The sequence below is a fragment of the Acidovorax sp. ACV02 genome (genome assembly GCF_014851475.1).
Lineage (GTDB): Bacteria > Pseudomonadota > Gammaproteobacteria > Burkholderiales > Burkholderiaceae_C > Acidovorax > Acidovorax delafieldii.
Window position 1 is genome coordinate 1 of record NZ_JACUZU010000004.1, and the last position, 25,262, is coordinate 25,262.

Below are 25,262 nucleotides of genomic sequence, written 5' to 3' on the forward strand. Positions count from 1 at the left end.
TCAGGCGCACGGCCTCTTCAACGGCGATTTCGTCAAAGGGGTTCATGCTCATCTTCACGTTGGCGATGTCCACACCCGTGTTGTCCGACTTCACGCGGACCTTCACGTTGTAGTCCACCACGCGCTTCACGGGGACGAGGATTTTCATGGTTGGGTCTTTCTGAAAAAACAGGAAATCGATCAGTGCGACAGCGCGCGGTGCAGGTCGCGCAGCTCGCGCTTGAGCACCTTGCCAATCGCGCTGCGCGGCAGCTCGTCGATGAAATGCAACGCAGCCAGCCGCTGCGTCTTGCCCGCCCGGGCGTTGTACCAGCCCATGATCTGGGTGGCGTCTTCGGTGGCACCCGGCCGGCGGCACACAAAGGCCACCGGCGTCTCGCCCCACTGTTCGGAGGGTACGCCGGTCACGGCCACGTCCTCCACGGCGGGGTGCTTGCGCAGCTCGGCTTCGAGGTCGCTGGGGTAGATATTGAAGCCGCCGCTGATGACCATGTCCTTGCGGCGGTCCAGCAGGGTCAGAAAGCCCTGCGCGTCAAACCGGCCCACGTCGCCTGTGCGGATGAAGCGCTTGCCGGTGGCATCAAACCACTCGGCCTCCCGCGTCTTGTCGGGCTGCCGGTGGTAGCCGGTCATCATGCCGGGCGAGTGGCCCACCACCTCGCCGGTGGCACCGGGCGGCAACTCATGGCCCTCTTCGTCGATCAGGCGGATGTCGCTGGTAGATGCGGGCTGGCCCACGGTGTGCAGCTTGTCGGGGTGCTCTTGCGCCGCCAGGATGCAGGTGCCGCCGCCTTCTGTCATGCCGTAAAACTCGTACAGCGCGCCCGGCCAGCGCGCCAGGATGTCGGCCTTGAGCTCGGCGCGAAACGGCGCGCTGGTGCAGAACTTGGCGCGAAAGGACGACAGGTCAAACTCACCGAACTGCGGCAGCGCCATGATGCGCTGGTACTGCACCGGCACCAGCATGGAATGCGTGGCGCGGATCTGCTGCGCGGTCTGTAAGTAGCGCAACGCATCGAATTTTGGCATCAGCCGCACGCTGCCGCCCCAACACAGGCCGGGGAAGAACGACACCAGCGTGGTGTTGGAATACAGCGGCGTTGCCAGCAGCGTGACACTGTCCGGGCCGTAGCCCTGCGCCAGGCCGCGCACCAGATGCGCCCAGCGCATGCCGTGCGATTGCACGATGCCCTTGGGGTTGCCGGTGGTGCCGGAGGAATAAATGATGTTGAACGGGTGCTCGGGCCCCACGTCCACCGGCTGCGGTGCGGCGCCTTCGGGAGCGAGCCATGCGCTCCACGGCGTGCCCGCGCCGGTATCGTCCAGCGCCACCAGGGGCAGCACACCGGCGCCTTTCATCACTGCAGGCGGCACCGCCGCCCTACCCTGCGCATCGGCAAACAGCAGGCGCGCCTGGGCATCGCCCAGCATGGACGCCATGGCCTCGGCAGTGACGGAGGGTGCCAGCGGTGCCACTACCACACCCGCACGCAGGGCGCCCAGGTACACGGCGGCATAACGCACCGACGACGCGGCGCACACGGCAACCACATCGCCCGAGTGCAGGCCCGCCTGCTGCAACGATGCGGCCACGCGGTCCACCAGGGCATCGAGTGCGGCCCATTTCAACGCGGAGTCGTCATCGGCCAGGGCGCTGGCCTGCGGGCGCTGCCGCGCGTTGTCACGCAGCAGATCGGAGACCCGGCGGAATGGGGGCAAGAGGGCAGAGGCAGTTGCGTTGGTCATGGCCCAACTTACTCGAAGACGATGCCCTTGTCGCGGATCACCTGGCCCCACTTGGCGTAATCGCCACGCACGCGCTTGGCCATCTGGTCCGGGCCCTGGTAGTTGGCGATGGCGCCGGCGCTGAGCAGCTTGTCCTGCACTTCCTTGTCGGCCAGGATGGCTTTGACTTCGGTGCTGATGCGATCAACCACATCCTTGGGCGTACCGAGAGGGGCCATCAGGCCGCCCCACGACACGGCATCAAAGCCCTTGAAGCCCTGCTCGGCAATGGTGGGCACGTTGGGGATTACGCCCACGCGCTGCGGCGAGCCCACGGCAATGGCGCGCAGCTTGCCCGTCTGAATATGGGGCAGCGCTGCCACGAGGTCGGCATACATCATGGGCACCTGGCCGCCCAGCGTGTCGGTGATGGCGGGCACACCGCCCTTGTAAGGCACATGCTCCATCTCGAATTGACCCAGCTGCTTGAGCAGCTCCATGCTCAGGTGGCCAAAGCTGCCCACGCCCGAGGAGGTGTAGTTGAGCTGCCCCGGCCGCGCCTTGGCGTGGGTGATGAGCTTTTGCAGATCGGTCACGGTGGGCATCTGCGCCGGGTTGACCACCACCACGATGGGCAGGTCATACACCGTGGCCACCGATACGAAATCCTTGGTGGTGTCGTAGCCCGCCTTTTTGTAAAGGTGCGGAGCCAACAGCGTGGGCGTAGCCAGCATCATGAGCGTGTAGCCGTCACCAGGGGTCTTGGCGATCTGCTGCGCGGCAATCGAGCCCGAAGCGCCCGCGCGGTTCTCCACCACCACGGGCTGCTTCAGCCGCTCAGCCAGCTTCTGGCCGACGATGCGCGAGGCCGTATCGGTGGGCCCACCAGCCGGGAAGGGCACCACGAGCTTGATCATCTTGTTAGGCCAGGCCTGGGCGTGTGCCAGGGCCGTGCCCAGCAGGCCCATGGCCGCTACAGCCGCAGCTGCGGAGAGAACGACGCGACGCGAAAACGCAGCGGGGAAAAGGGATGGTTTTTTCATGGCGAAAACGTCTTGTCTTTCAGTGGTCCTTAGCGCTGCGTAGGCCCACGCCATCCGAAACTGGCGAGGCCGAAGCGAGAGCAGCCGCGCAAGGGCCGCCCCGCCGCGCTGGCTGCGTCCCCCTGCCCGCATGGCGCAGCCATGCGAGAGCGGGGGGAAGCCGCGCAGCGGCTCAGGGGGTTAAGGCAACGCTGAACAAGTCCTCCCGCGCGGCGCATCCCTGGCTCAAGACGGTCTGCGGCGTTGCAAATACTCGCCATAGCGATGGCTATGGCTGCGTTTTGCGCCTTGCAGCCCATCCCGATCCAGGGCCCGCCGCATCGCGAGGACTTATTCAACGTCGCCTCAATCAAGCTTTGCGCCAGATACTTTCACGACCCGCTCCCATACAGGCGCGTCCTTCTTGAACTGGGCGTTGAACTGCTCGGGGCTGCTGCCCACCGGGATGAAGCCCATCTGCTGAATGCGTTCGCGCACTTCGGGCAACGCGATGATGGCCTGCAGCTCGGTGCCCAGGCGGGCCACCACTTCAGGGGGCGTCTTGGCGGAGGCGCTCATGCCCACCCAGCCCGTCACCTGGAAGACCTCGTCCTTGATACCCTGCTCGGCCATGGTGGCCACTTTGGGCAGCGCGTCCATGCGCTGCGCGCCGGTCACGGCCAGTGGCTTGAGGCGGCCCGATTCGATGTAGGGCCGGGCCGACTGCAGGCTGGCAAACGCCATCTGGAACTGCCCGCCCACGAGGTCCTGCAGCATGGGGGCCTCGCCCTTGTAGGCCACATGGTTCATGTCGGCCTTGTGCTTGTCGGACAGCCATGCACCCGCCAGGTGGGCGTACGAACCCATGCCCCATGAGCCGTAGGCGATCTTGCCCTTGTTGCGGTCGATGTAGGCCATCAGCTCCGCTGCGTTGTTGACCGGCAGCTGCGGGTTGACCAGCAGCACCACCGGCGCCAGCGCGATCTGCGTGATGAGGGCCTGGTCCTTTTGCGGCTGGTACGGCAGGCGGTCGTACAGGAACTGGTTGATGAGCATGGTGGTGCCCAGGGACACCAGCAGGGTGTAGCCGTCGGCTGGCGACTTGAGCGCCTGGTCGGTGCCGGTCACCCCGCCGGCTCCGCCGCGGTTGTCCACCAGCACAGGCTGGCCCAGACGGGCCGAGAGCTTCTCGCCCAGCGCGCGGGCGGTGATGTCGGTGGCGCCACCGGCCGGGTACGGCACGATCAGCTTGATAGGCTTGGCAGGCCAGGCATCCTTGCCCGCCTGGGCCAGGGCCGAGCCCAGCAGGCCGGTGCTGATGAGGGCGGCCAGGCCCTGCAGGACCCTGCGGCGGGGAATACGGAAGAAGTTCATGTTTGTCTCCGGATGGCAATAGGAAAAGGTCGATAGCGCTTTTTCTGCAAGCGCATTCCGCTATCGTTTTTATAGCTATTAAAGCGGGGGAAGTGTGAGCACACCCTTGTCGCGCAGGGCCTGAAGCTCGGCCTCGGGCAGTTGCAGCAGCTGCTGCAGCACATCGCGCGTGGCGTCGCCCAGGGTGGGCGGTGCGTTGCGGATGGGCAGGCGCTGGCCGTCCAGCCGGTAAGGTGGCGCAAACACATGCGTGGTGCCCGCCACGGGGTGGGGCATTTCCTGCAGCAGGCCGCCACGCCGCGTACGCTCGCTGGTCAGCGCCTCATGCAGGCCGGCCACGCGGCCGCAAGGGATGCCAGCAGCGGTCAGGCGTTCGAGCAGCACATCACGCGGGAAGCTGGCAATCAACGCCTTCATCTCGGGCAGCAGGGTCAGTCGATTGCGGGCACGCTCGACATTGGTGGCAAAACGGGGGTCTTCCACGATGTCCGGGCGCATCACCACCTGACGGCAGAACTTGTCGAACTGGCTGTTGTTGCCCACGGCGATGATGAGCGGACCGTCCTGTGCCTCGAACATGCCATAGGGCACGATGGACGGGTGGGCGTTGCCGTAGCGCTGAGGGTCATGGCCCAGCAGCATGGCGTCCAGGCCGTAGTAGCCGGTGATCATCAGACCACAGTCGTACAGCGCCATCTCGATGTGGCGGCCCTTGCCCGTGCGCTCCCGCCGGAACAGCGCGGCCAGCACGGCCTGCGCCGCATACATGCCGGTCATCATGTCCACCGCGGCCACGCCGAACTTCAGCGGGGGCTGGCTGGCCTCACCGTTGATGGCCATCAGACCCGCCTCGCCCTGGATCACCAGGTCATAACCGGGGCGCTTGGCCTCGGGGCCGGAGCTGTCGTAGCCCGCCACCGAGCAGTAGATGAGGTCGGGCTTGATGGCCTTGAGCTGCTCGTAGCCCAGGCCCAGCTTCTCGGCGCCGCCGGTCTTGAAGTTCTGGACTACCACGTCGCACTGCGGCAGCAGGTCGCGGATGATCCTCACGCCTTCGGGCGTCTGCAAATCCACCGTGATGGACCGCTTGTTGCGGTTCATGCTGTTGTAATAGGTGGTCTCGGTCTTGCCGATGCGCATGCCCCAGTCGCGGGTGTCGTCACCCCGGCCGGGGTGTTCCACCTTGATGACGTCGGCACCAAAGTCGGCCAGTACCTGGCCGCACAGCGGGCCCGCAAACACACGCGAGAGGTCGAGCACGCGCACGCCTTCGAGCGGGAAGTCCATGCCCTCGGGCAATGGGGGTGTGGGGGTGGTGGAGGTCATTGCGTAGTGTCTTGTGTACCCGCGCCAGCGGTATTGACCTGGCGCAGGCGGGCGAAATCGGCCGGGCGTTTTTCCAGAAACGCACCGATGCCTTCGCGGGATTCTTCGGTGGCTTGCGACTGCACCATGAGCTGTGCTTCCAACTCCAGCTGGTCGTCCAGTGGCTGGACGTAGGCACTGCGGCACAGCGCCTTGATGCGGCCCATGGCCAGGTCCGGCCCGGTGGCTACCTGCGCGGCCAATGCCAATGCCTGCGTCAGCGCCTCACCCGGTTCGGCCAGTCGGTTGACCGGGCCCAGCGCATGCAGTCGCTCGCCAGAGATGCGTTCGCCGGTGAGGCACAGCTCGGTCAGAACCTGGCGCGACACGAACTCGGCCAGGAAAGCCGTGGCGCCGCCGTCGGGCGTGAGGCCCACTTTCACATAGGCCACCGAGAACACGGCATTGCGCGCAGCCACCAGCATGTCACAGGCAAGCGCCAGCGACAGGCCCGCACCGGCCGCTGCGCCCTCCACCGCTGCAATCACCGGCTTGCGGCAATCGCGCACGGTGCGGATCAGGTCGTGCAGGCCTTCGAGCTTGGCGCGGCGCTCTTCAATGGGCAGCTCACGTCGCTTGGCCAATTGGCGCAAGTCACCGCCCGCACAAAAGTGCCCGCCTTCGCCCGTGAGCACGATGGCACCCACGGTGGGGTCAGCCTCGGCCTGCGCCAAGGCCTCGGTCAGCGCCGCGTAAAACGCGGGCGACAGCGCATTGCGCGCAGCGGGGTTGTTGTTGGAGAGCACGAGCACCGCGCCCTCGCGGCGTTGCAGCAGAGGCTGTGGCTGCTCCATGGCTTCAGCTCCGGCCAAGCGCGATAAAGCGCGCCAGGTGGTGGTCTTCATCGCCAAACTGGTGGTCCACCATGACGAGGCGCTTGGCGTAGTGGGACAGGGGCAGCTCCCACGTCATGCCAATGCCGCCGTGCAGCTGAATACTTTCCTCCGCCACTAGCGCGCCAATGCGGCCCATCGTGACCTTGGCGGCGGACAGCGCACGCTCGCGCTCGACGCGGTCGGTACTCTCCATGGCAGCGGCTGCGTTGATGACCGCCGAACGCGCCTGCTCCACTTCGAGCAGCAGGTCGGCCATGCGGTGTTGCAGTGCCTGGAAGCTGCCGATCGGCACGCCAAACTGCTTGCGGGTCTGCAGATATTCCAGCGTGTGTTTCTTGGCCACGTCCATGGCGCCCAGCGCCTCGGCACACACGGCCAGAATGCCCCAGCCCACGGCGTGCTCTAGCGTGGCAAAACCTTGGCCTTCCGAGCCCACCAGCGCGCCGGCGCCGACTTGCACGTTTTGCAACGTGACTTCGGCCACGCGGCCACCGTCTATGCGGCCCATACCACGGCGGCTCAAGCCTGCCGCATCAGCGTGCACCAGGAACAGCGAGATGCCGTTTTCATCGTCCACAGCGCCCGAGGTGCGGGCACTGACCAGCAGCAGCTGCGCCTGGTCGCCATGCAGCACCACGGCCTTGTGGCCGGTGAGCAACCAGCCGTCGCCATGGCGCACAGCGCGGATGGTCACACGGTTCAATGCATAGTGCGCGCCGGGCTCCTCATGCGCCAGCGTGGCCACCGTGCTGCCGTCGATGATGCTGGCGAGGTGTTCCTTTTGCGCCGCACTGCCCGCCAGGCCCAGCGCACGGCCCACCACCAGAGCGGCCACAAACGGTTCCACCACCAGGCCACCGCCCAGGGCTTCAAACACCACGGCCACGTCAAAGCCCGCGCCGCCGAAGCCGCCATCGGCTTCTGGGAAGAGTGCGCCAATCGCGCCCAGCTCGGCAAAGCGGGCCCACAGCGCCGGGTCCATGCCGTTGTCGCCGTAGGCAATATGGTTGCGCGTCTCGATCCCGTACTGCTCGGCCACAAAACGGTTCAGGGTGTCCGCCAGCATGCGGCGGTCTTCGGTATGTTCAAAGTTCATCGCGGCAACCTCACAGGCCGAGAATCATCTTGGAGATGATGTTCTTCTGGATTTCATTGGAGCCGCCAAAGATCGACAGCTTGCGGTAGTTGAAGTAGTTGGCAGCTGCCGTCGCGGCCTCTTTCGGGCCCACCGGCTCATCGGCATAGCTTTCGTACTGCGCTGCTTCGATGAACGGCAGCGCGTACGGGCCCACAGCACGGCGGATGAGCGAGAGGATCTCCTGCCGGATCTCGGTGCCGCGAATCTTGAGCATGGAGCTTTCAGCCCCGGGCACGCCGCCACCGGCCACGGCGGCAATCACGCGCAGGTTGGTGGTCTTCATGTTCTCCAGATCAATCTCGACCTGGGCCATGCGGGCGGCAAACAGCGGGTCCTGGTCCAGCGGCTGGCCGTTCTTCATCACCTTGGCGGCCACCACCTTGAGCTTGGCCAGTGCGGCAATGCAAAAGCCCACGCCTGCAATGCCCGTGCGCTCATAGGTCAGCAGGTACTTGGCGTAGGTCCAGCCCTTGTTCTCCTCGCCCACCAGGTTTTCTACCGGCACCTTCACGTCGGTGAAGAACACTTCGTTGACCTCCTTGTCGCCATCGAGCGTGCGGATGGAGCGCAGCTCCACGCCGGGCGATTGCATGTCCACCAGCAAGAAGCTGATGCCCGACTGGGCCTTGGCTTCGCGATCGGTGCGCACCAGGCAGAAGATCATGTTGGCGTGCTGGCCCTGGGTGGTCCAGGTCTTCTGGCCGTTGACGATGTAGTGGTCGCCCTGGCGCACCGCCGTGGTCTTCACGGAGGCCAGGTCCGAGCCCGCGCCGGGTTCGGAGTAGCCCTGGCACCACCAGTCCTCGCCGCTCAGGATGCGCGGCAGCCAGTATTTTTTCTGCGCCTCGTTGCCAAACTTGATGAGCACCGGGCCCAGCATGTTCACGCCAAAGGGCACGATGCGCGGGCCACCGGCCAGGGCGCATTCGGTGTCGAAAATGAACTTCTCGACCGCACCCCAGCCGGGGCCGCCGTATTCCTGGGGCCAGTGGTTGGCCAGCCAGCCGCGCTCGTTCAGGATGGCGTGCCACTCGTCCTGGTCCGCCTTGGACAGGCGCTGCCCGGCCTTGACCTTGGTGGCAATGCGTTCGGGCAGCTTGGCTTTCAAGAAAGCCTGCACCTCGGCGCGGAAGGCTTCTTCTTCGGGGGTGAAATTCAGGTCCATATCGGGTCGCTTGCAGTGTTCAGAGTTCGGTGGTGTCGCGCGGGGTCAGAAGATTTCAAAAAGGCCTGCGGCGCCCATGCCACCGGCAATGCACATCGTCACCACGCCGTACTTGGCCTTGCGGCGGCGGCCTTCGAGCAGCAGGTGGCCCACCAGGCGTGCGCCCGTCATGCCGAAGGGGTGGCCAATGGCGATGGCCCCGCCGTTCACGTTCAGCCGCTCGGACGGAATGCCCAGGCGGCGCTGGCAGTACAGGGCCTGCGAAGCAAAGGCCTCGTTCATCTCCCACAGGTCAATGTCCTGCACCGTGAGGCCGTGGCGTGCCAGCAGCTTGGGCACGGCAAACACGGGGCCAATGCCCATTTCGTCGGGCTCGCAGCCCGCCACCGCAAAGCCACGGAAGGCACCCAGCGGCTGCAGGCCACGGCGCTCGGCTTCTTTCGCTTCCATGAGCACGCACGCGCTGGAGCCGTCGGACAGTTGCGAGGCATTGCCTGCGGTGATGAACTGGCCGGGGCCCTTCACCGGCTCCAGCTTGGCCAAGCCTTCGAGCGTGGTGTTGGCACGGTTGCAGTTGTCGTGCGTGGCCGTCACTTCACGATAGGTGACCTCGCCGGTCTCCTTGTTCTTTTCCATCATGCGCGTGGTGCAGGGCACGATCTCGTCGGCAAACACGCCGGCCTGCTGTGCGGCGGCGGTGCGTTGCTGGCTTTGCAGCGAAAACAGGTCCTGGTCTTCGCGGCTGATGCCGTAGCGGTGGGCCACGATGTCGGCGGTGTCGATCATGGCCATGTAAAGGTCGGGCTTGTGCTCTTGCAGCCAGGGGTCGATGTCTGCCGGGTTACCTGCGCGGATGGCAGAGATGCTCTCCACCCCGCCCGCCACCATGGCGGGCACGCCTTCGGCCACGATGCGGCCCGCCGCAATTGCTACCGACTGCAGGCCCGACGCGCAAAAGCGGCTGGCCACCATGCCCGCCACCGAAAGGGGCAGGCCCGCGCGCAGCGCGGTCTGGCGGCCAATGTTCTTGCCGGTGATGCCCTCGGGGTAGCCGCAGCCCATCACCAGGTCTTCGATCAGCTCGGGGTCAATGCCCGAGCGCTCGACCGCTGCCTTGACGGAAAAGGCCGCCAGCTGCGGGCCGGGTGTGGCATTGAATTCGCCCCGGTGCGACTTGGTCAATGGGGTGCGGGCGGTGGAAACGATGACGGCTTCACGCATGATTTGCTCCTGATTTGATAGCTTTTTGCGCTTATGCATAAAGCGCTAGAGGCCAATATGACTCGAATACGGTGGGACTGACTGAAAACGCTTCGCGTGCAATGCAGGTCAGGCAGACTCTGCGCTATGCAGCCTTGTTCAGGCTGTCGAAATTGCGCCCCTCGGCTACCAGCTTTTCCAGCAGCGGCGCGGGCTGCCAGAACAGCGGGTCTTCCTGGGCGAACTCGCGGATATCGGCCAGCACCTTGTCCAGCCCCGTCATGTCGGCCCACTTCATCGGGCCGCCCCGGTGGCGCGGAAAGCCGTAGCCCGCGACAAAGGTCACGTCCACATCCAGCGGGCGCAGGGCAATGCCTTCGGCCACCACTTTGGCGCCTTCGTTGACCATGGCGGCCATGTAGCGGCGCATGATCTCGTCGGCGCTGAAGCGGTGGGGCGTGACGCCTTTCTTGGCGCGCTCGGCATCGACAATGGCGAGCACCTCAGGGTCGGGCTGGCCGGTGCGGGCACCGTCGGGGTACAGATAGAACCCGCGCCCGGTCTTCTGACCAAACCAGCCGCGTTCGCAGATGCGGTCGGCAATCTCCACGTACCGGGCCTTGGGGTCGCGCGTGGCAGCGCGGCGCTTGCGCGTGGCCCAGCCAATGTCGCCACCGGCCAGGTCTGTCACCTGGAACGGGCCCATGGCAAAACCAAAGCCGCGCACGGCAGCGTCGATCTCGTAGGGGCTTGCGCCGTCTTCCAGCAGGTAGTCAGCGGCCTGCTTGTATACGGCCAGGATGCGGTTGCCGATAAAGCCGTCGCACACGCCCGCGCGCACAGGCACCTTTTTCAGCTTGCGGGCCAGCTCAAAAGCCGTGGCCACCACGTCGGGTGCCACCTTGGCGGGCACCACGATCTCCAGCAGCTTCATGATGTTGGCGGGGCTGAAGAAGTGCAGGCCGATCACATCCTGCGGGCGGCCGGTGGCAGCGGCAATGGCGTCGATGTCGAGGTAGGAGGTGTTGGTGGCCAGCACGGCGCCGGGCTTGCACACGCGGTCCAGCTCGCGGAACACGGCCTTCTTGACCTCGATGTCTTCAAACACGGCCTCGATCACCAGATCCACATTGGCGATGTCGGCATAGCTGGTGCTACCGGTGTAGCGCGCCATCACGGCGGCCTGGGCAGCTTCAGTCATGCGGCCCTTGGCCACCAGGGCGTTGTAGACCTTCTCGACATTGGCGCGGCCACGGGCGATGGACTCGGCGTCGCGCTCGATCATGGTCACCGGCAAGCCGGCATCGAGGGCTGCCACTGCAATGCCCGCGCCCATGGTGCCGCCGCCGATGACGGCAATGCTGGCCACGGGGCGCGGCTGTGCGGCCTGTGCTTCGGGCACCTTGACGACCTCGCGTTCGGCAAAAAAGGCGTGGATGAGACCGGCGCGCTGCGGGCTGTCCAGGCACTCCATGAACAGCGCACGCTCGCGGGCCATGCCTTCGTCAAACGGCAGTTGCAACGCGGCCTGCACGCATTCGATGATCTTGAGGGGAGAGAACAGGCCGCGCGACTTTTTGGCTGTCTCGGCCTTCTGTGCGTCCAGCCAGGCCAGCGCAGCCTGCGGCTCGGCAATGGCCAGGTCACGCGTGCGGCGCACGGGGGCGTTGGCAGCCAGCAGTTCGCGCACGTAGGCCAGGCCTGCGGCCAGCGGGTCGGCGCCTTCCACCAGCTTGTCAACCAGGCCGGCTTGCAGCGCGGCCTGGGCCTTGAGGGGCTGGCCGCTGAGCATGAGGGTGGTCGCAGCCTGCGCGCCCATGAGGCGCGGGGCGCGCTGGGTGCCGCCCGAGCCGGGCAGCAGGCCCAGGTTCACCTCGGGCAGGCCCAGCGTGGCGACTGGCAGGGCCAGCCGGTAGTGGGCCGACAAAGCCACCTCCAGCCCGCCGCCCAGGGCTGCGCCGTGCAGCACGGCCACCACGGGCTTGTTCAGGTTTTCGATGGCGCGGCAGACCTCGGGCAGGATGGGTGCTACCGGTGGCTTGCCGAATTCGCGGATGTCCGCCCCGGCAATGAAGGCCTTGCCCGCGCCCACCAGCAACACGGCGACCACGGCGGCGTCGGCCTGCGCCTGCTGCATGGCCACCAACAGGCCCTGGCGCACGGCGGCGCCCAGGGCATTGACGGGCGGGTTGTCGATGGTGACGACCAGAACATCGCCATGCAGCGCGGTGGTAACAACGGAAGATGCGGCAGCGGCGGCGTGCATACGGGGAAGTCTCCTGGTCAATGGCTGTGCCTGTTGATGACCGGGGGATTGTTGATGCGCGAAGTAATCTTGACAATTACATAGCCCATTGACAGACTGTCAAACTTCTTTTGACAAACTGCGGCAAACGAGCGTTCAGGCGCCGCCCCACCTATCCCGCCTATGGAACTCACCTCCCTCACCGTGCTGGTCGACATCCTTGATGCCGGCAACCTGAGCCAGGCCGCGCGCAACCTGAAGATGACGCGTGCGAATGTGAGCTACCACTTGCACCAGTTGGAAAAATCGGTGGGTGTGCAGCTGGTGCGCCGTACCACACGCCGGGTGGAGCCCACCGAGGTGGGCCTGCGCCTGTACGCCCATGGCCGCGCCATTCAGAACGAAATGCTGGCCGCGCGCGAGACGATTGCCACGCTGGGCCAAGGCCTGCAGGGCCGCGTGGGCCTGAGCGTGCCCAGTGGCTACGGGCAGATGGTGATGTCGGACTGGCTGATCGACTTCAAGCGGCTGTACCCCGGCATCGTGCTGGATGTGCGCTTTGAAAACCGGGTGGATGACCTGATCCGTGATGAGGTGGACATCGCCATCCGCGTGATGCCCGAGCCCCCGCCCACGCTTGTGGCGCGCGACCTGGGCAGCGTGCGTTACATCGCCTGCGCATCGCGCGAGTACGCCGAGACGCATGGGCTGCCCCAGGACTTCGAAGCTCTGCAGGCCGCGCCGGTGATCACCGCAGGGGTGGTAGGCAAGCAGCTGCGCCTGCGCGGGTACCGGGGTGACCAGCGCCAGGAGGCCATGCTGGAGCCCACCCTCATTTCGGAGCACTTTCCGTTTCTGCGCCAGGGCATCCTGGCAGGGCTGGGCGTAGGGCTGGTACCGGATTACGTGGTGCAGGACGCCGTGACCAGCGGCGAAGTGCTGACCACGCTCAACGACTGGCGGCTGAGCATTTTTGGCACCCAGATGTTCATGCTCTACATGCCGAACCGCCACCAGACCCGGGCGGTGCGCACCTGCATTGACTACCTGCTGGGGCGTGCCCTGCCCGCAGCCGGCCAAGGAGTGACTGCGGAGCCAGGATGAGCATCTTCTGCGCGTTTACAAGCAAAAATAGCCGCAAGCGCAGGTATTCATTGCGCTAGCAGCTATTTTATTGATAGCAATCACTACTGCGACAGTAGCAATGCCGGATGAGTCCCTCCGCCGCGCGTCAGCACACCCGCGTGGCGGCTGGCATCAGATCCGCCCTTCCTCCACCGCATGGCACGCAATGCGAATGCCGCCAATGCTCAGGAGCTGGGGGCGCTCGGTGCGGCAGCGGTCGTTCACATGCGGGCAGCGGGGGTTGAACGCACAACCGGGCGGCGGGTTCAGCGGGTTGGGTACCTCGCCCTGTACCGGTGTGCGCGCCTTGCCGGTGTCGTGCATCTTGGGGATGGCATCGAGCAACATGCGCGTGTAGGGGTGACGCGGTGTGTCGAACAGCGTGTGTTTGTCGGCCAACTCCACCAGTCGGCCCAGGTACATCACGCCGACCTGGTCGCTCACGTGGCGCACCACGGCCAGGTTGTGGCTGATGAACAGGTAGGTGAGCTGCCGTTCGCGCTGCAGGTCCTTCATGATGTTGAGGACCTGGGCCTGCACCGACACATCAAGCGCGCTGGTGGGCTCGTCGCAGACCAGGAACTCGGGTTCGGTGGCCAGGGCGCGTGCAATCGAGATGCGCTGGCGCTGCCCGCCCGAGAACTGGTGCGGGTACTTGACCATGTCCAGCGGCGACAGCCCCACGGACTTGAGCAACTCGCCCACGCGGGTCTTGAGCTGTTCCTTGTCGGTGATGAGGCCGTGTTCTTTCAGTGGCTCTCCGATGATGTCCTCCACCAGCCAGCGCGGATTCAGGCTGGCGTACGGGTCCTGGAAGATCATCTGAATGCGGCGGCGCATGGCCTTGGCATCGTTGCCCTTGAAAGCGGCGTGCGCGTCCTGGTTGTCGAAGGTGAGGCCGCCGCGGGTGGGCTCGTACAACCCCACCAGCAGGCGGGCCACGGTGCTCTTGCCGCAGCCGGACTCGCCCACCAGGGCCAGCGTCTTGCCCTTCTCGATCTCGAAGCTCACGCCATCCACCGCATGCAACAGGGTGCGGGGCTTGCGTTCGATCACACGGTTAAGCCAGGGAGCGGAGACGTCAAAGGTCTTGGCCAGGTCATGCGCCTGGACCAGGGCCTTGCTTTTCGTTGCGGTGGCACTCATGCGGTCACCTCGGCTTGGGTCGCGGCACCAGCGTGCAGCCAGCAAGCAGCGCGTGTAGCGCCTGCATCCATCAGGTCGGGGCGGTCGGTCATGCAGCGGTCAAAGGTCTTGGGGCAGCGGGGGTTGTAGGCGCAGCCACGGGGAATGGCGTTCAGGCGCGGCATGGCGCCATCGATCTGGTTCAAACGTTCACGGTCCATCGTCATGTCGGGGATGGAGGCCATGAGGCCGCTGGTGTAAGGGTGCGATGGCTGATTGATCACATCGTGCACCGGACCGATCTCGGCCACGCGGCCGGCGTACAGCACGGCCACGCGATCACAGGTTTCGGCAATCACGCCCATGTCGTGGGTGATCAGCATCACGGCCGCACCGCGTGATTTGCAGATGTTCTTGAGCAGCGTGATGATCTGCGCCTGGATGGACACATCCAGCGCCGTGGTGGGCTCGTCGGCCACGATGAGTTTGGGCTCGGCAGCCAGGGCCAGGGCGATCACCACGCGCTGGCGCATTCCGCCGGAAAACTGGTGCGGATAGTGGTCAATGCGCTCTTCAGCTGCCGGGATGCCGGTGTCTTTGAGCAACTGGATGGCGCGCTGGCGGGCCTCGGCGGCGTTGACCGGCAGGTGCGCCAGGATGGTTTCAGTGAGCTGTCGGCCCACCGTATACAGCGGGTTCAGCGAGGTCAGAGGGTCCTGAAAGATCGCGCCAATGCGGCGACCACGGATATGCCGCATTTCCTCATTGCTGAGGTTGTCGATGCGCTGGCCCTCCAGCAGGATCTGGCCCGAGGCCACACGGCCCGGCGGCTCCAGCAGGCCGATGATGGCCGCGCCGGTGAGTGACTTGCCGGCGCCGGACTCCCCCACCACGCCCAGGATCTCGCCGGGAGCAATGGAGAAGGAAATGTCGTCCAGGGCGCGCAGGGTACCGCGGCGGCCCGGGAATTCGACAACGAGGTTTTTGACTTCGAGAAGGCTCATGGAGATATCGCTTTTCTTGTTCTTGTTGTGACTCAACGCAGGCGCGGGTTCAGGGCATCGCGCAGCCAGTCACCCAGCAGGTTGACCGACAGCGCAATCAGCACCAGCATGGCGCCAGGAAACACGGTGATCCACCATTCGCCCGAGAACAAGTAGTCGTTGCCGATGCGGATCAGCGTGCCCAGCGAGGGCGAAGTGGGCGGAGCGCCCACACCCAGGAAGGACAGCGTGGCTTCGGTGATGATGGCCGTGGCCACCTGGATGGTGGCCAGCACCAGCACGGGCCCCATCACGTTGGGCAGCACATGCTTGCGCATGATGCGCAGCGGTGGGACCCCCGTCACACGGGCCGCCTGCACGTATTCCTTGTTGCGCTCCACCAGTGTGGAGCCGCGCACCGTGCGGGCATATTGCACCCAGCCGGTGAGGGAGATGGAGAGGATCAGCACCCCGAACGCCAGCGACTCGTGCGCATTGGGAAACAGCGCACGACCCACGCCGGCAATCAGCAGCGCGACCAGGATGGCAGGAAAGGAGAGCATCACATCGCACAGGCGCATGAGCACAGCATCCACCCAGCCGCCCCGGAAACCGGCCAGCAGGCCGAAGGCCACACCCACCACCACGGAGAGCAGCACCGAGGCAATGCCGACCACGAGGGAGATGCGCGCACCGTAGATCAGCGCGGACAGGATGTCACGGCCCTGGTCATCGGTGCCCAGGGGGTATTTCATGGAGCCCATTTCGCTCCACGCCGGGGGCAGCCGCGCGTCGCTCAGCTCCAGCGTGGTGAGGTCGAACGGGTTGTGGGGCGCCACCCATCCGGCGAACACCGAACAGAACAGGCAAATCAGCGCAATGGCGGCGGCCAGCATGGCGACCGGCGATGTGCGGAAGCTGTAGCCAACGTCGCTGTCGAACCAGCGGGCAAGGGTAGTTTTCATTGTGGGAAACCAATCAACAGGCAACAACACGCGCAACGGGTAGCTGCGGGTGTTGTTGCGGGCTTGAATCAGCCGGTGGCGTTGTCGTTGTTGTAGTCGTCGTATCGATCAGGCGGGAACAAGCCGGATTACTTGCTCACGGTGATCCACTTGAAAGGCATGTAGTTGTCGGCCATCTGCACCAGCTTGACCTTCTTGCTCACACCCCAGGCCAGCGCCTGCTGGTGCAATGGCAGGTGCCCCACGTCGGCGGTGTGCACATCGAAGGCTTCCTTGATCATGGCATCGCGCTTGGGCTTGTCGGTCTCGACCAGGATCTTCTTGGTCAGTTCGTCCAGCTTGGGGTTGCAATACGCACCCAGGTTGAACTGGCCCGCTCCGGTCTTGTCGTCGGGGCAGATCATCAGCGCATTCAGGGCGTTGTGCGAGTCGTAGGTGGTGGGGGTCCAACCCAGCATGTAGAAGCTCGTGTCACGGCGCAGCACCTTGGGGAAGTACGTACCCTTGGTCTCGGCCGCGAGGTTGATCTTGACGTTGATGCGCGACAGGTTGGCAGCCACCGTCTGGCAGATGCGGCCGTCGTTCACGTAGCGATCGTTGGGACAGTTCATGGTGACTTCAAAGCCGTTGGGGTAACCGGCTTCAACCATCAGCTTCTTGGCGGCTTCGACGTCATAGGGCAGGCGCTTGACATCCGGCTGGAAGCCGTTGATGCCGGGGCCCACCATCAGCGCGGAGGGGTTGGAGGCGCCTCGCATCACAGTCTTCTTGATGCCTTCGATGTCGATGGCCTGGTAGAAGGCCTGGCGCACGCGCTTGTCCTTGAAGGGGTTCTTGCCCTTGACGTTGGAGTACAGCAGCTCGTCGCGCTTCTGGTCCATGCCCAGGAAGATGGTGCGCAGCTCAGGGCCAGTGATGGCGCGGGCATTGGCGCTGCCGTTGATACGCTCGATGTCCTGCACGGGCACAGGCTCCATCACGTCCACTTCGCCCGACAGCAGGGCCGCCACGCGCGTGGCATCGTTACCGATGGGCGTGAACACAACTTCGGTGGCGTTGCCTTCGATCTTGTCCCAGTAGGCGCCATTGCGCACGAACACCGTGCGCACATTGGGCTGGCGCTCACGCAGGCGGAAGGGGCCGGTGCCATTGGCGCGGAACGACGCCGCGTTCTCGATGCCCTTGCGGCGGTCTACCGGGGTTGTGGCCTGATTGGTCTCGCACCACTTCTTGCTCATGATGTAGGACGTGGTGATCACGTCTGGCAGGATGGGCTGGGGAGCCATGGTGTCGATCTCGACCGTGTGGTCGTCGATCTTGCGCACCTGCTTGATGTCGCTGTTGGTGGCCTTCATGTCAGAGCCATCGCCCTTCATGCGGGCGAAGCTGAACACAACATCGTCGGCTGTGAAAGGCGTGCCGTCGTGGAATTGCACACCCTTGCGCAGTTCGAAGCGCCACACGGTGGGGGCAATCTGCTTCCAGCTGGTAGCCAATGCGGGCGCAAGGCTCAGGTCCTTGTTGCGGCCCACCAGCGGTTCGTAAACGTTGCTGGTCACGCTCAGCTGCAGCGACTCGTTGAGTGAGTGCGGGTCCATCGACAGGGCATCGCCCTGGTTGGCGATGCGAACGGTCTGTGCCTGAGCTACCAAACTCGTCGCAGCCAGCGCAGCGAAGAGAGCGGTCACAGCGACTTTTTTCTGGAATTTCATGGAAATCTCCTGGTAGTGAAAGGGTGGGATGGAAGGGTACGAAGACTTCCGGTGGGTGAGCGGTGTGTGCGTGTAGAAGTCAGACGCCCGCGCCTGATCAGAGCGCGGGCAGCGGCATGGCCTGCTCGATCAGGCTGGCGTGCAGCGCAGCGCCCAGCGGCAGGATGTCATCGTTAAAGTCATACCGACTGTTGTGCAAGGCGCTGCCGCTCGATCCTGTGCCCTGGCCAATGCGCAGATAGGCCCCCGGCTTGTTCTGCAGCATGAAAGAGAAGTCTTCAGCGCCCATGCTGGGCTCCAGGTCGCGCACCACGTGGTCGGCCCCCAGCAGCGACTCGGCCACATCGCCCGCAAAGATGGCTTCGCTTTCGCTGTTGATGGTGGCGGGGTAGATGCGTTCGTAGTGCACAGTGGCCGTGGCACCGAAGCCGAGCGCAATGGCGCTGCACAACTCCTTGAGGCGCTTTTCCACCATCTCCTGCACCAGCGGGTCGAAGGTGCGCACGGTGCCCACTAGCGTGGCCGTGCCGGGCAGCACGCTGAAGGCACCCAGGTCGCCTGCCTGCATCGCGCACAGGCTGACCACCGCACTGTCGATGGGCCGCACATTGCGCGAAACGATGCTCTGCGCAGCGGTGATGATGTGGGCCGCGACCAGCACAACGTCCACCGTCTGGTAGGCGTGCGCGCCGTGGCCGCCACGCCCAGTGATCTCGACCGTGAAGCGGTCGGCGGCTGCCATCATCGGACCGGCATTGATCCCCACGGTGCCGGGTTTCATTGCGGGCCAGTTGTGCATGGCAAAGATGGACTGCACGGGGAAGCGGTCAAACAACCCGTCTTCCATCATCACGCGGGCACCGGCAAAGCCTTCTTCGCCCGGCTGGAACACCAGCACGGCGGTGCCATCGAAGTTGCGGGTTTCGGCCAGGTAGCGCGCAGCGCCAATCAGCATGGCGGTGTGGCCGTCATGGCCGCAGCCGTGCATGAGGCCCTGCTTGCAGGACTTCCAGGCGAAGTCGTTGTGCTCGGTCAGCGGCAGGGCATCCATGTCGGCGCGCAAGCCCACCATGCTACCGCTGGCGCTGCTGCGCCCACGAATGACGCCCACCACACCCGTGCGCCCGATGCCTTCGTGGATCTCATCCACACCGCAGAGCTTCAGCGCTTCCCTGACGCGTTTGCTGGTGTAGATCTCTTCGAAACCCAGCTCCGGATGGGCATGCAGGTCACGCCGCAGTGCCGTCAACTCAGGGTGGTACTGCGCGATGTGAGCGAAGGCGCGGCCACCAGCTTTCAAACGGGGGCCTTGCATCAGTGGCCTCCTGCCTTGCCAACGCGCAGTCGAGGATCGACCGCGAAGTACAGCAGGTCCACCACCAGGTTGATCACCACAAAGATCAACGCAATCAGGCACAGGTAAGCGGCCATCACGGGAATGTCAGCGAAGGTCACAGCCTGGATGAACAGCAGGCCCATGCCTGGCCACTGGAACACCGTCTCGGTAATGATGGCAAAGGCGATCAGGCCACCCAGTTGCAGACCTGTGATGGTCAGCACGGGCACGAGAGTGTTCTTGAGGGCGTGGCCAAAATGGATGGCCCGATTGGACAGGCCACGAGCCCGGGCGAACTTGATGTAGTCGGTGCGCAGCACCTCCAACATTTCGGCCCGCACCAGCCGCATGATCAGCGTGAGCTGGAAGATGGCCAGCGTGATCGCAGGCAGGGTGATATGGTGCCAGCCCTTGGCCTTGAGCAAGCCGGTGCTCCACCAGCCCAGCTGCACGACCTCACCCCGACCAAAGCTGGGGAACCAGCCCAGGTGTACGGCAAACACCAAAATCAACAAGATGCCGATCAGGAAGGTGGGCAGGGACACTCCCAGCAGGGACAGTGTCATGAACAGCTGGCTGGTGAAGGTGCCGCGCTTGAGGGCGGCATACACGCCCATCGGTACACCAATGACCAGCGCGAGGAGGGCTGCAACCAGCGCTAACTCGAGAGTGGCCGGGAAGCGCTCGGCAATCAGGCGCGACACCTTGGCCCCCTGGCGCAGGCTCAGTCCAAACTCACCCTGCGCTGCATTCACCAGAAAGTGCCAGAACTGCACAAAGAAGGATTTGTCCAAGCCGAGGGCGCTGCGCAACTCGCGGATCTGCTCGGGGGTGGCGTCCTGGCCCAGCAGGAACACCACGGGGTCTCCCACGTACTGGAACAGCATGAAGGAGATGAAGGCCACCGTGACCATGACAATCACAGCCTGTATCAGGCGGCGCAAAATAAAGGCAAGCATCAGAGAGTCGAGTGAGTGTTCGATGGAAGTGCCGCCGCCACTTTTGGTGACTGGGGCACTGCGGGTCAATACATCGTCAGATATACCAAAGAAAGCAAGGGCCGCACGGCCCTTGCTTTCAGTGCGTCAAGAATAAATCAGTTCACCTTGACCGTGCGCATGTCCACACGGTTATCAGCACGGTGCACCAGTTCGATGTTCTTCTTCATGGCCCATGGGATCACCTGGTCATGCAGAGGAATATGGGACACGGTGTCGTTGGACAGTTGCAGCGCCTCGGTCAGCATGCGAGCGCGAACGGGCGCATCGGTTTCGGCCTTGATGCGGTCCACCAAGTAGTCCATGCGCTGGTTGCTGTAGCGACCCACGTTGTAGTTGCCATCACCACCTTGGCCCACGGTGCGCACCAGCGATTGCAGGCTGTACAGCGCGTCGAATGTCGGCACCCCCCAGCCCAGCATGTAGATGCTGGCTTCGTAGCGCTGGATCATCGGGAAGTAGTTGACCAGCGGCAGCGTGCGCAGCTTGGCTTTCACCCCCACGCGCGCCCACATGGCCGTCACGGCCTGGCAGATGGCTTCGTCGTTGATGTAGCGGTTATTGGGGCAGGCGAAATCCACTTCAAAGCCATCGGGGTAACCCGCCTCGGCCAGCAGCTTCTTGGATGCATCAACGCTGTATGGGAAACGCTTGCCAACAGCCTCTGTGTAGCCAGCCACTTGCGGCGCAACGATGGTGCCCGTGGGCTTGCCCAGACCGCGCATGATGTTGCGCGAGATGGTTTCTGCATCAATCGCCTGGTAGAGCGCCTTGCGCACCCGCACATCCTTGAGCGGGTTCTTGCCCTTGATGTTCGAGCCCGGCAGCTCTTCCCGGAACTGGTCCATGCCGAGGAAAATTGTGCGGTTCTCCACGCCATCAATCACCTTCAAGTCAGGGCTGGCGCGCAAGCGACCCAGATCCTGAGGAGACGGGTCGAGCACCAGATCCACTTCACCCGACAACAGCGCAGCAATGCGTGTGGCTGCGGACTTGATGGGTGTGTAGACGATCTCGGTCACATTGCCGTCCATCTTGCCCCACCAGTTGGGGTTGCGCTTGAACACCATCTTCACATCAGGCTGCCACGACTCCAGGGTGTAAGGGCCTGTGCCCATGGCGTTGCGGTGGGCAAAGTTTTCGTCGGTGCCCTTGATGTCTTTGGGCTCTACCGACTTGTTCTTTTCCGCCCAAGCCTTGCTCATGATGCGCAACTCGGTCATCTGACGCAGCAGAACCGGATTGGGCGAGGACAGAATGACGTCAAAGTTCTGCGCATCCACCTTCACCACTTTGCTGATGCCCTGTACGTATGGGGTGAAGTTGGACGTTTTGGCCATGGCCCGCTGGATGGAGTACACCGCATCGTCGGTGGTCAGCGGCGAACCATCATGGAACTTCACGCCCTGACGCAGCGTGAAGCGCACCTGCGTGGGGCTGATCTCCTTCCAGGCCGTCGCCAGCACGGGCTCCACATCGAACGTCTTGCTGTTGTAGTACACCAGGCTTTCATACACGTTGGCATGAAGACCGTTTTGCAGTGCATTGTTTTGGGAGTGAATGTCCCAGGTCGCGATTTCCCCCTGACTGGCCCATTTGAAGGGCTTGGCCTGCAATGACGGCGCAAACAGCAGCGCGGCAGCAGCAGCCACCGACAAAAGACTGTGGTTGAGTTTCATGGAACCCTCTTCATTAAAAGTTTTACTATGCAGTAAAGGTTGCTCTATAGCCAACGGGAAATCCCTGAATCCCCGATGCCATGAAGGGCCTATAACTGCTCTGGCAACGCTTTCGTCATGCAAGGTTGGTGCCAGCTAAAACTTTGCTTTCGCGAGTACCCATTGGCACTCATGCGGTTGCTCACGAGGGCGATATCGCCTCGGCACCTTTTCAATAAATTTTGGGCCGATGTACCGACGTTGGGCCTCCTAACCGCGGTTCTTGAGCCCCTAGTCGCTACGGGAACACCGGGCGCATGGAGGCAATCGGCCGCAAAACACAGCCAAAGCTCCGCATGAGCGTTCCTCCTTGGAACACCAACCAGGGAGTCAATTGGAATCAACCCAAACACACCGACAAAGGCTCTCTCAGGGACAAAACAAACAAGCAACCCGAGAAATGAAAAAAGCCGCCCGAGGGCGGCTTTTGAGCTTGTATATCAACAACTGGCCAAAGCCAGCTGACGATATTAGAAGCTGTGGCGGATACCGAAATCGTAGCCGTTGGAGTTGTCGTTCACGCCAGTCACAGCACCGTTCAGAGCTTGAGCAGCGCCGTTCTTGTTGTTCACGTGAGCGTACGTTGCGTACAGAGCCGTGCGCTTCGACAGGTTGTGCACGTAGCCCAGAGCCAGCTTGTTCGTACGGGGATCAGCACCAACGGTGTCGATCTTGTAGGTGGAGTAGGACAGACGAACTTCGCCAGCGCCCACGGGCACCAGACCACCGATCAGGAAGCCCTTGCCGTCGTTGCCGCCGCTGATCTTGTCTTGGTTGTAGTGAGCCATGATCTTGGCCACGCCCAGATCGTATTGACCGCCCAGGTTCACGGCCTTGATGTTGCCGGTCAGGAACTTGGTTTCAGAGAAAGCGATAGCGGCGTTGATGGGGCCGTTAGCGTAACCAGCGCGCAGTGCCAGGCCGTTGCCGTCCTTCTTGTTGGCAGCGTTGCTGTTGTTCTCACCCATGTAGTACTGGGCTTGGCCGTAGAAACCACCCAGGTTGCCAGGCAGGAAGTAGCCGATGGAGTTCGACGCGCGGATGGTGGTAGGGCCGCCCAGGCTGGAGTTCAGGGTTTGGGTGGTGCCCACGCCGTTCGTGCCGAACGGATCGAACACGGTCAGGTTCCAGAATTGGGGGGTGTAGTCACGGCCCAGACGCACTTCACCGAAGCCGCCGTTCAGGCTAACCGTCGAGCGACGGTTGAAAGTCAGGCCGCCGCCAGTGCTGGTAGCTGCTTGGTTGTTGGTGTTGGTAACGCCGCCGGTGCCGTTGTCGTTGTTCAGACCAGCTTCGAGCCAGAACGAAGCGGACATGCCGCCACCCAGGTCTTCAACGCCGCGGAAACCCAGACGGCTGCTGTTGTAGCCGGAGTTCGTCAGTTGCGACTTGTTAGAGACGCTGCCGGAACCGTAAGCGTAGGTTGCGTCAACCACGCCGAACAGGGTCACGGAAGATTGAGCCATTGCAGCGCCGGAAGCAGCCAGCACAGCCAGGGCAATCAGGGATTTTTTCATTGCGAGTTACTCCAAGGTTAAACATCGGGCTCCGGTACGGGGGGTCTATGGTGAAAGCACCTGCACAGTCCCGCCGGTTTCCCGGGCCAACCTCCTGGTGGGGAAGTTGCTCTTATTGCACCAGACCCGGCCGGGTTTCGCAAAGGAATTCACCCACAATCGCCCCGAAAGGGGAAATTCGTTGCAGTGTTGCAACATTTCAGTGCGCACGGGCAAAATCACAATTGCTGCATGCAACTCCTGTGCCTTGCCTTGCGGTTTTTTGTATCCAAGTGCAATTTGTGTTTCAACGCCATTGCCATTCGAGAGCTTTCCATGGACGCTTTTTTGACTGCCGCAGACAACGCGCTGCGCACACTGTTTGCCCAACCCCGCGCTTCCGAACAGACACCGGCACACGGTGTGCCCGAGGCGTCGCTGGATCCTGCGCAGAAAAAGCTGGCGGGAGCCCTGATGCGCGTGAACCATGTGGGGGAAGTGTGCGCCCAGGCACTCTACAGTGCGCAGGCGGCCGTCACCCGTGACCCCGCCCTGCGGGACCACCTGCAGGCAGCGGCGCGCGAAGAGACCGACCATTTGGCATGGACACAACAGCGCCTGGACGCACTGGGCGCACGCCCCAGCCTGCTCAACCCTCTGTGGTTCGCAGGGGCTTTTGCGCTTGGGCTGGTGGCTGCCAAGGTCAGCGACCGGGCCAACCTGGGTTTTGTGGTGGAGACGGAAACCCAGGTGGCCGCGCATCTGCAAAGCCACCTCGACAGGCTTCCCGAGCAAGACCAGGCGTCAAGGGCCGTGGTCGCGCGGATGAAGCAGGACGAGGAGCGGCACGCAGACCAGGCGCGCGCCGCCGGAGCGCTGGAATTGCCCGCCCCGGTGCGCTTGGCCATGAAGGGCGCCGCCAAGGTCATGACCACCACGGCGCACTATCTTTGAACCCCAAGCTGGCTCACGCAGGCAGCAGGCGCACCAAAACATACGCGCCGCAACCCGCTCAGCTTGGCAGTCCAGATCACTACACGCCGCCCCCTCAGGCCTCCAGCACTTCGAAGCCGGTGGTGATTTCGGCTGTCTTGCCCAGCATGATGCTGGCCGAGCAGTACTTGTCATGGCTCATGGCAATCGCACGCTCCACGGCGGCCGGGGGAATGCCCTTGCCCGTGACGGTGAAGTGCATGTGGATCTTGGTGAACACCTTCGGGTCGGTCTGCGCACGTTCCGTCGTCAACTTGACGCTGCAGCCGCGCACGTCATGGCGGCCGCGCTTGAGGATCAGCACCACGTCATAGGCGGTGCACCCGCCCGTGCCCGCCAGCACGGTCTCCATGGGCCGGGGCGCCAAGTTCCGGCCGCCGTTGGCGGGGTTGGCGGCATCGGGGGCACCGTCCATGGTCAAAACATGGCCGCTGCCGGTTTCGGCCACAAAACCCATGCCAGAACGGGTTCCCGCCCCCCCGGTCCAACTGACTGTGCATTCCATTTGTGTTTCTCCTGTGTGACACGTGGTTTTTTTCGCACGGAAAACCGAAACGAAAAGAATTCGATGCGAATTTTGCTGCATCGCAACAAGACTCGCGCTAAACTTCGCCCATGCGCTGCCGCTTTCGAACAGAAAGGAACCGGCAGGCGGCAAGAAGCCCGGAACCCGACACTTGCCTCGCACCGATTGTCTCCTCCATCTCCTCAAAGGATGGATTAGCCCCAGGCCTCACGGCC

The 25,262-nt window shown here is 63.8% G+C and carries 20 protein-coding genes and 1 pseudogene; 2 read left to right on the forward strand and 19 right to left on the reverse strand.

Annotated elements, in window-relative coordinates; translation table 11 throughout:
* The 10 genes and pseudogenes from IB236_RS10535 to IB236_RS10580 form a co-directional block, all read right to left on the reverse strand.
* A pseudogene (locus tag IB236_RS10535) lies at positions 1-148 on the reverse strand (electron transfer flavoprotein subunit beta/FixA family protein); the annotation flags it as partial.
* Between the two features lie 32 nt (positions 149-180).
* Complete coding sequence (locus IB236_RS10540; protein WP_192420627.1) at positions 181-1,746, reverse strand: class I adenylate-forming enzyme family protein; 1,566 nt, start codon at positions 1,744-1,746, stop codon at positions 181-183.
* 8 nt (positions 1,747-1,754) lie between these two features.
* A complete protein-coding gene (locus IB236_RS10545) occupies positions 1,755-2,768 on the reverse strand; it encodes a tripartite tricarboxylate transporter substrate binding protein (RefSeq protein WP_192420629.1) in 1,014 nt (337 codons plus the stop codon).
* 345 nt (positions 2,769-3,113) lie between these two features.
* The gene (locus IB236_RS10550; RefSeq protein ID WP_192420631.1) at positions 3,114-4,121 is read right to left on the reverse strand and encodes a tripartite tricarboxylate transporter substrate binding protein; all 1,008 of its coding nucleotides are present in this window, start codon (positions 4,119-4,121) and stop codon (positions 3,114-3,116) included.
* A 78-nt stretch (positions 4,122-4,199) separates the two neighbouring features.
* The gene (locus IB236_RS10555; RefSeq protein WP_192420633.1) at positions 4,200-5,447 is read right to left on the reverse strand and encodes a CaiB/BaiF CoA-transferase family protein; all 1,248 of its coding nucleotides are present in this window, start codon (positions 5,445-5,447) and stop codon (positions 4,200-4,202) included.
* Complete coding sequence (locus tag IB236_RS10560) at positions 5,444-6,280, reverse strand: oxepin-CoA hydrolase, alternative type (protein ID WP_099732221.1); 837 nt, start codon at positions 6,278-6,280, stop codon at positions 5,444-5,446. Before IB236_RS10560 ends, IB236_RS10555 begins: the two co-directional genes overlap by 4 nt.
* A 4-nt stretch (positions 6,281-6,284) precedes the next feature.
* Positions 6,285-7,418 (reverse strand): acyl-CoA dehydrogenase family protein, encoded by a 1,134-nt coding sequence (locus IB236_RS10565; RefSeq protein ID WP_192420635.1) that lies wholly within the window; start codon positions 7,416-7,418, stop codon positions 6,285-6,287.
* 10 nt (positions 7,419-7,428) lie between these two features.
* Complete coding sequence (locus IB236_RS10570) at positions 7,429-8,625, reverse strand: acyl-CoA dehydrogenase family protein (protein ID WP_192420637.1); 1,197 nt, start codon at positions 8,623-8,625, stop codon at positions 7,429-7,431.
* Between the two features lie 45 nt (positions 8,626-8,670).
* Complete coding sequence (locus IB236_RS10575) at positions 8,671-9,846, reverse strand: acetyl-CoA C-acyltransferase (RefSeq protein WP_192420639.1); 1,176 nt, start codon at positions 9,844-9,846, stop codon at positions 8,671-8,673.
* A 124-nt stretch (positions 9,847-9,970) separates the two neighbouring features.
* Positions 9,971-12,091, reverse strand: a complete 2,121-nt coding sequence (locus IB236_RS10580; RefSeq protein WP_192420641.1) for a 3-hydroxyacyl-CoA dehydrogenase NAD-binding domain-containing protein — start codon at positions 12,089-12,091, stop codon at positions 9,971-9,973.
* A gap of 162 nt (positions 12,092-12,253) precedes the next feature.
* On the opposite strand from IB236_RS10580, the gene IB236_RS10585 reads away from it, so the two are divergent.
* A complete protein-coding gene (locus IB236_RS10585) occupies positions 12,254-13,174 on the forward strand; it encodes a LysR family transcriptional regulator (protein ID WP_056059134.1) in 921 nt (306 codons plus the stop codon).
* A gap of 153 nt (positions 13,175-13,327) precedes the next feature.
* On the opposite strand, the gene IB236_RS10590 is transcribed toward IB236_RS10585, so the two are convergent.
* The 8 genes from IB236_RS10590 to IB236_RS10625 form a co-directional block, all read right to left on the reverse strand.
* Positions 13,328-14,341 (reverse strand): ABC transporter ATP-binding protein, encoded by a 1,014-nt coding sequence (locus IB236_RS10590; protein WP_056059138.1) that lies wholly within the window; start codon positions 14,339-14,341, stop codon positions 13,328-13,330.
* Positions 14,338-15,324, reverse strand: a complete 987-nt coding sequence (locus IB236_RS10595) for an ABC transporter ATP-binding protein (RefSeq protein WP_108498609.1) — start codon at positions 15,322-15,324, stop codon at positions 14,338-14,340. The genes IB236_RS10590 and IB236_RS10595 overlap by 4 nt, the downstream gene beginning before the upstream one ends.
* A 32-nt stretch (positions 15,325-15,356) precedes the next feature.
* Positions 15,357-16,268 carry an ABC transporter permease gene (locus tag IB236_RS10600; RefSeq protein WP_056059141.1) on the reverse strand — a complete coding sequence of 304 codons (912 nt, stop codon included), beginning with the start codon at positions 16,266-16,268 and terminating at the stop codon, positions 15,357-15,359.
* 128 nt (positions 16,269-16,396) lie between these two features.
* A complete protein-coding gene (locus tag IB236_RS10605; protein WP_056059145.1) occupies positions 16,397-17,980 on the reverse strand; it encodes an ABC transporter substrate-binding protein in 1,584 nt (527 codons plus the stop codon).
* 97 nt (positions 17,981-18,077) lie between these two features.
* Positions 18,078-19,295 carry a M20 aminoacylase family protein gene (locus tag IB236_RS10610; protein WP_192420643.1) on the reverse strand — a complete coding sequence of 406 codons (1,218 nt, stop codon included), beginning with the start codon at positions 19,293-19,295 and terminating at the stop codon, positions 18,078-18,080.
* A complete protein-coding gene (locus IB236_RS10615; protein ID WP_015012584.1) occupies positions 19,295-20,275 on the reverse strand; it encodes an ABC transporter permease in 981 nt (326 codons plus the stop codon). The genes IB236_RS10610 and IB236_RS10615 overlap by 1 nt, the downstream gene beginning before the upstream one ends.
* Positions 20,276-20,412: 137 nt before the next feature.
* On the reverse strand, positions 20,413-21,993 hold the full coding sequence (locus IB236_RS10620) for an ABC transporter substrate-binding protein (protein ID WP_116748959.1): 1,581 nt from the start codon (positions 21,991-21,993) through the stop codon (positions 20,413-20,415).
* 509 nt (positions 21,994-22,502) lie between these two features.
* Positions 22,503-23,549: a porin gene (locus IB236_RS10625; protein WP_192420645.1), complete on the reverse strand. Its 1,047-nt coding sequence runs from the start codon at positions 23,547-23,549 to the stop codon at positions 22,503-22,505.
* Positions 23,550-23,864: 315 nt separating this feature from the next.
* On the opposite strand from IB236_RS10625, the gene coq7 reads away from it, so the two are divergent.
* The gene (coq7, locus tag IB236_RS10630; protein ID WP_056646690.1) at positions 23,865-24,482 is read left to right on the forward strand and encodes a 2-polyprenyl-3-methyl-6-methoxy-1,4-benzoquinone monooxygenase; all 618 of its coding nucleotides are present in this window, start codon (positions 23,865-23,867) and stop codon (positions 24,480-24,482) included.
* A 94-nt stretch (positions 24,483-24,576) separates the two neighbouring features.
* On the opposite strand, the gene IB236_RS10635 is transcribed toward coq7, so the two are convergent.
* On the reverse strand, positions 24,577-25,026 hold the full coding sequence (locus IB236_RS10635) for an OsmC family protein (RefSeq protein WP_192420647.1): 450 nt from the start codon (positions 25,024-25,026) through the stop codon (positions 24,577-24,579).
* Positions 25,027-25,262: the final 236 nt, after the last annotated feature.